The organism is Frankia sp. KB5, from assembly GCF_002099325.1.
GTDB classification, from domain to species: domain Bacteria; phylum Actinomycetota; class Actinomycetes; order Frankiales; family Frankiaceae; genus Frankia; species Frankia casuarinae.
Genome location: NZ_MRUJ01000213.1, coordinates 1 through 5,456, shown reverse-complemented (window position 1 = coordinate 5,456; position 5,456 = coordinate 1). Strand labels below are relative to the sequence as shown.

Here is a 5,456-nt window from a genome sequence, read left to right as displayed (position 1 = left end):
AATTCTCATACGAAAGGGTGGCGGCCACGCCGCCCTGGCTGCTCTTGAACGCCGTCCCGGATCCGTCCATCGACACGGATGTTCTGCTCGCGGCCGGTCTTCTGTACTGGTGTCGTTATCTTGTGCTGGGAGGTGACGATGGCCGGCCGGACCTGGCGCGGGCACGGGAACTGCTGGCATCGGTCCACCGGTCGAATCCGACCCTTCTACCCAGCGAGATCCGTGACGCCCTTGACGAGGCTGACATGAACCCGAGCAGCCGGGAAAGGTTGGCACTTCGCGCCGAACACCTGTACGGCCAGTCGACGAAAACCGGTGACGTCGACGGTCTCAGCGAGGCGATCGCCCTGTTCCGACGCGCGTCTGCTGTTACGCCCGTGAGTCATCCGCTTCACGTCGGGCTCCTTTCCAATCTCGCGACGGCGTTACAGACGCGGTTCGCCTGGACGGGTTCGGACTCCGACATCGACGAGGCGGTCGACCTCGGCCGGCTGGCCGCCACCCGGGCACCGGAGAACCACCCTTCCCGCTTCCTGGTGCTGTCGGGTCTCAGTGGTTCGCTATGGGCGCGATGTGTGCACCGGAAGTCGCCGGCGGACCTGGAGGAATCCCTGCAGGCAATCCGGCAGGCGGTCGCGGTCATCCCGCCACAAGATCCTAATAGCGGCCGTTATCTGTCAAACCTGAGTAACATTCTGCGTTCCCGGTTCGAGTGGACGGGCGCGCGAGCCGATCTCGACGAGGCAGTGGAACAGGGTCGACGCGCCGTCGATGTGACGCCGGCCCACCATCCTCAGTACGCGACGATGCTCACCAATCTGGYCGTCGCGCTGCAGACGCGTTTCGTGCAGGCCGGGGTCTCGACGGATCTAACGGCCGCCATCGATATCTTTGGCCGCGCGGCCACAGTAACGCCTCCCAGCCATCCGCACTTTCCGGTCGTCTTGGGAAACTTGRGTGCTGCGCTGCTGGTCCGGGCGCTGCACACCGGGACGGACTCCGACCTCACCACGGCGGTGGAGACGGCCCGGCGGGCAGTGGCTGTGACTCCTCCCGGCAGCCCGGACCGTGCCCGGCGTCTCTCCAATCTGGGCAACATTCTCCGGGCACGTTTTKATCGGGTCGGGCTGCTGGTTGACCTGGATGAGGCTGTGGAGGTCTGCCGGCAGGCGGTAGTGGCGACGCCGGCCAGCCACGCGGAACGGGCCGTGATACTGACCAATCTTGGGGCCGTGGTGGGTCTGCGCGCGGATCGAATCGGGCGCGCGGCCGACCTGGACGAGGCAGTCACCGTCGGCCGGCAGGCGGCGGCTGCCACCTCGACGGAGCACACGGCTTGGGTCCCCGTCATGGTGAACCTCTGCAGGGCGCTGTCACGACGCGCCCGGCTGGCTGGTACCTCCGCAGATCTGGACGAAGCGGTGGAAACTGCCCGCGCGGCGCTCGCCGCCGCCGAGGCCAAAGAGAACAGAGCCTTTGTCGCGGCCGCGGCGTCGAATCTCGGCGAGACCCTCCATCTCCGCTTTGACCGGACAGAAGACATGCCCGACCTGGACGGTTCCGTGGCGGCGTACCGGATGGCGGTCGATGCTCGCGGCGATGACCCGGATGCTGCCACTTCCCTGTCCGGCCTCGGTCTTACCTTGTGGGGCCGTTTCGAACACACTGGGAGGCCGGCGGATCGGGATGTCAGTATCGCCGTGTTTCGACGTGCCGCCGCGCTGGCAACGGCAGCACCCAGTATCCGAGCGAAGGCGGCGGGAGCATGGGCGAGCCTGGCGGCCACCGCGGGCGACTGGCAGCAGGCTGTCGCCGGCTACAGCACCGCTGTGGACCTGCTGGGACAGGTCGCGCCGCGCAGCCTTGACCGCGAAGACCAGGAGTATCGTCTCGTCACCCTGTCCCGGCTGGGATCGCAGGCCGCCGCAGCGTGTTTACAGGTCGGCAAGGTCGAACGCGCCCTGGAACTCTGGGAGCAAGGACGCGGAGTCATCCTCGGCCAGATTCTCGACGCCCGTACGGACCTCGCCCTCCTTGCCGCAAGAGACCCGGAGAAGGCCGCGCTGTTCAGGCGGCTTCAGGATGAGTTCGACGCTCCTCCCGCCTTCGACGGATCCGACATACCGCTGGCGGAGCAGGCATCCCCGCCATTCGTCGGAAACGACGCGACGGGCACGGCACGACGCGGTGCCGACCGGCGGCATGCCCGCGCGGCGCGGTTCGCAAGCCTCGTCTCCGAGATCCGCAGCCTGCCGGACTTCGAGCGTTTTCTTCTGCCACCAACCATCGACGATCTTCGGCACGCCGCGAGCCAGGGGCCGATCGTGGCCGTCAACATCAGCGAGATCCGTTGCGATGCCCTGATCCTGACCACGGCCGGCGTGCAGCTCCTACCCCTGCCGGACCTCACTGAAGAAGCCGTTGGTGACCAGGTCCTCGCTTTCCTGACGGCTGTCGAACGCGGCGACGAGACGGAGCTCTCGAACGTCCTCGGCTGGCTGTGGGACGTCCTCGCCGGACCGGTGTTGGAAAGCCTGGACATCCACGGACCACCGGCAACGGGCACCTCGTGGCCGCGGATGTGGTGGTGCCTGTCAGGGCTGTTGTCGTTCCTTCCCGTACACGCGGCAGGCCATCACCAGGCTCGATTCGATCCGGCGCCGGACACGCTGATCGATAGAGTGATCTGTTCGTACACTCCAACGATCCGCGCCTTGGGCCATGCTCGGCGCACCGCGCCCGACGCGGCGACGCTTGTCGGCCTTCCGTCAGCGAACGACGAGGGCAGGCGCGCGCTGGTCGTGGTGATGCCCCACACCCCCGACGCCGGCGACCTGCCCGGCGCACACCTCGAAGCCGCCATCCTCACGCGGATTCTGCACGARCGGGTGAGCACGCTGGTCCAGGACAAAGCGACCCGCGCTGCGGTGCTGGCCGCCCTGCCGCAGGCACGCTGGGTGCACTTCGCCTGCCATGGCGAGGCAGCCATCTCCGCCCCATCGACCAGCCGTCTGCTACTACACGACYAGCCCCTCACCGTTCTGGACGTCAACCGCCTCAGGCTCACCGACGCCGAACTTGCGTACCTGTCCGCGTGCGAAACCGCCCGCCCGGGCGGCGAGCTTTCCGACGAGGCGATGCACCTCGCCTCCGCCTTCCAGCTCGCCGGCTATCGGCATGTCATCGCCACGCTGTGGCCCATCAACGACCAGATCGCCGTCGACCTCGCGGAAAATATCTACAGGTTCCTAGCCGACGGTAGCGACGTGGCCGCGGCCGTTCACAACGCCACCCGTGCCCAGCGCAACTACGCGCCGCGATCCCCGTCACAGTGGGCGTCCCACATCCACGTCGGCGCCTGACGCCGCCACGCCCACACCGTAGCAGCCCACCAAGCTGCTACGTGAGGTTCTTGACAAGCCGTCGCGGCGACAGGAGGTGCACAGAGCGCCCGGGCGGGGGTTCCGAATCCGGTCACCGGCAGGCCTGCGCCGGGAGCGAAAGTAACTGGCGGTGGTTTGTTGTGATCGGTAATGGGAGCGGGAACAGGGAATAAGGAGAAGTGATCGCCTGCGGTCATGGGGGTGAGCAGTGATGACAGCGCGGCTGCCGTGCCCGCCGGCACCGGCGCCGTGGAGGCGTACGCATCCCGGTTCGATGACCTGTTCGCGTCGCGGGCGCAGCGGCAGGGGTTCCGGGACTGTCTGGTTGGTCTGGCTGGCGCCGCGGGACCGGAACAAGACACTGACCTGCCTGGCCGGGGCGGAGCCGGTGGTYGGYGCCCAGCACCGRCAGGCCCAGCGGCTGCAGTGGTTCGTCTCGGAGTCCTCCTGGGACCACCAGAAGATCAACAGTAGGCGGGTTGAGCTGCTCGCCAGAGCGCCAGGCACAGCCCCGCAGCCGGGCGGGGCCCTGGTCATCGACGACTCCGGGGACCGCAAGAGCGGGCACGCCACCGCGGGAGTCTCCCGCCAGTACCTCGGTTCCCGCGGGGCCATCGAGCGTGGCGTCGTCGCGGTGACCACGGCATGGGCCGACGAGCGGGCCTACCACCCGCTGCACACCCGGCTCTACCTGCCGGCCCCTGCCTACCCGAGGGGCGCAACGACCCGTCGTTCCAGACCAAGGGGCAGATCGCCGCCGGCCTGGTCACCGACGCCCGCACAGCCGGGATCCCGTTCCGCGCGGTGATCGCCGGCTGCTTCTACGGCCCGTCCGAAAGCCCCGGCCTCGTCCTCGAAGACGATCCAGGACCCTGTGGCCGCAGCGATTTTTTTGCCCGCGGCCACGTCTCCCGCGGCCACACCCCCACCGCACCGTCGTCGCGTTCAACCGCCCGCCGGGCGGGCCGCTGGCACGACCAGCCCCGCCGCCGCAGCCGCTCACATCGCAGAGCTGGGCAGGAACCTGCTACTCAACGTCTTGGGCCTCCCTGCCTTCACCGTGGCCGCGCTGGAGGTAGTACCGAAGCAGTCGATCTTTCAGCCGGGATCGCTGGCGATCGCTGGTAGGGCGCCGGATTGGGAGCAATACAAGCCCCCGGCTCCTGGTCGGGCCAGCCGGCTGGTGGGCGGGTCGGGTCGATACCAGCGGGAGTTCGACGCGGCCCGAAGCACGTGGGAAGCCGACACGGCCGAGTTCCAGCGGGTCGAGACCGACCGGCTACGACAACTCACTGCGGCTCGAACCAGACACGACCAGCAGGTGGCTGCGGCCCTCGACCGTGCCGCGGCGCACAACGCCCGCATCGCGGCACAGTGGGCGGCGTGTCTGGACGGTGACCCGGAAGCGGTCGAGTGGTTCGTCGGCCAAGCGCTCGCGGCCACGTCCTATCCCGACGGCTTCCCCGTAGCACGCAAAATCGCCTACCGGCCCCAGGAACACGACATCGTCATCGAGATCGAATTCCCACAACGATCCGTGATCCCCGAAATCAGGGAATACAAGCTATTCAAGACCGCACCCGAGGTCAGGCCGGTAAAGTGGAAAGAGCCTGAAGCCAAGAAGCTATATGCGCAGCTCGTTGCCTGGATGACGTTGCGGATAGTGCACGAAGTCTTCGAGGCCACGAAGACGCTTGACCTCATCGATGTTGTTGTCTTCAACGGAACCGTCATCGATGTAGCACCCACGACCGGCAAAGACACTCTCTACCATCTGGTAAGTCTCGAACCCGAACGATCCCTGTTCGAGGCGAGCCTTGAACTCGACCGAGTCACCGATCCGATCGGATGCCTGCCCGAGCTGGGCGCGGAAGTCTCACCCAACCCTTACGATCTAGAAGCCGTGAAACCCGTTGTCACGTTCGACCTCCGTCGATTCAGACGTACGTAGTCGGAATTCCCGTGGGTGCATGGTCGCGGGCGGCGTGACGGTCGGTCACGCCGCTGGGTGTTGCGAGGAGTTCGCTGGTCAGCTGGGTGGCTGTTTCCACGCCTCAAGGTCGTCGGGGCTGG

3 protein-coding genes are annotated in these 5,456 nt (G+C 67.2%); 2 read left to right on the top strand and 1 reads right to left on the bottom strand.

What is annotated here, in order from left to right:
• Together KBI5_RS19085 and KBI5_RS19080 are read left to right on the top strand one after the other, a co-directional pair.
• Positions 1 to 3,362 (top strand): CHAT domain-containing protein (locus KBI5_RS19085; RefSeq protein ID WP_347272521.1); only part of this gene is annotated, 3,362 nt, incomplete at its 5' end.
• 346 nt (positions 3,363 to 3,708) lie between these two features.
• On the top strand, positions 3,709 to 4,191 hold the full coding sequence (locus tag KBI5_RS19080; RefSeq protein ID WP_157902551.1) for a transposase: 483 nt from the start codon (positions 3,709 to 3,711) through the stop codon (positions 4,189 to 4,191).
• A gap of 13 nt (positions 4,192 to 4,204) precedes the next feature.
• On the opposite strand, the gene KBI5_RS19075 is transcribed toward KBI5_RS19080, so the two are convergent.
• Positions 4,205 to 4,378, bottom strand: a complete 174-nt coding sequence (locus tag KBI5_RS19075; protein ID WP_241883020.1) for a winged helix-turn-helix domain-containing protein — start codon at positions 4,376 to 4,378, stop codon at positions 4,205 to 4,207.
• Between the last annotated feature and the right edge of the window lie 1,078 nt (positions 4,379 to 5,456).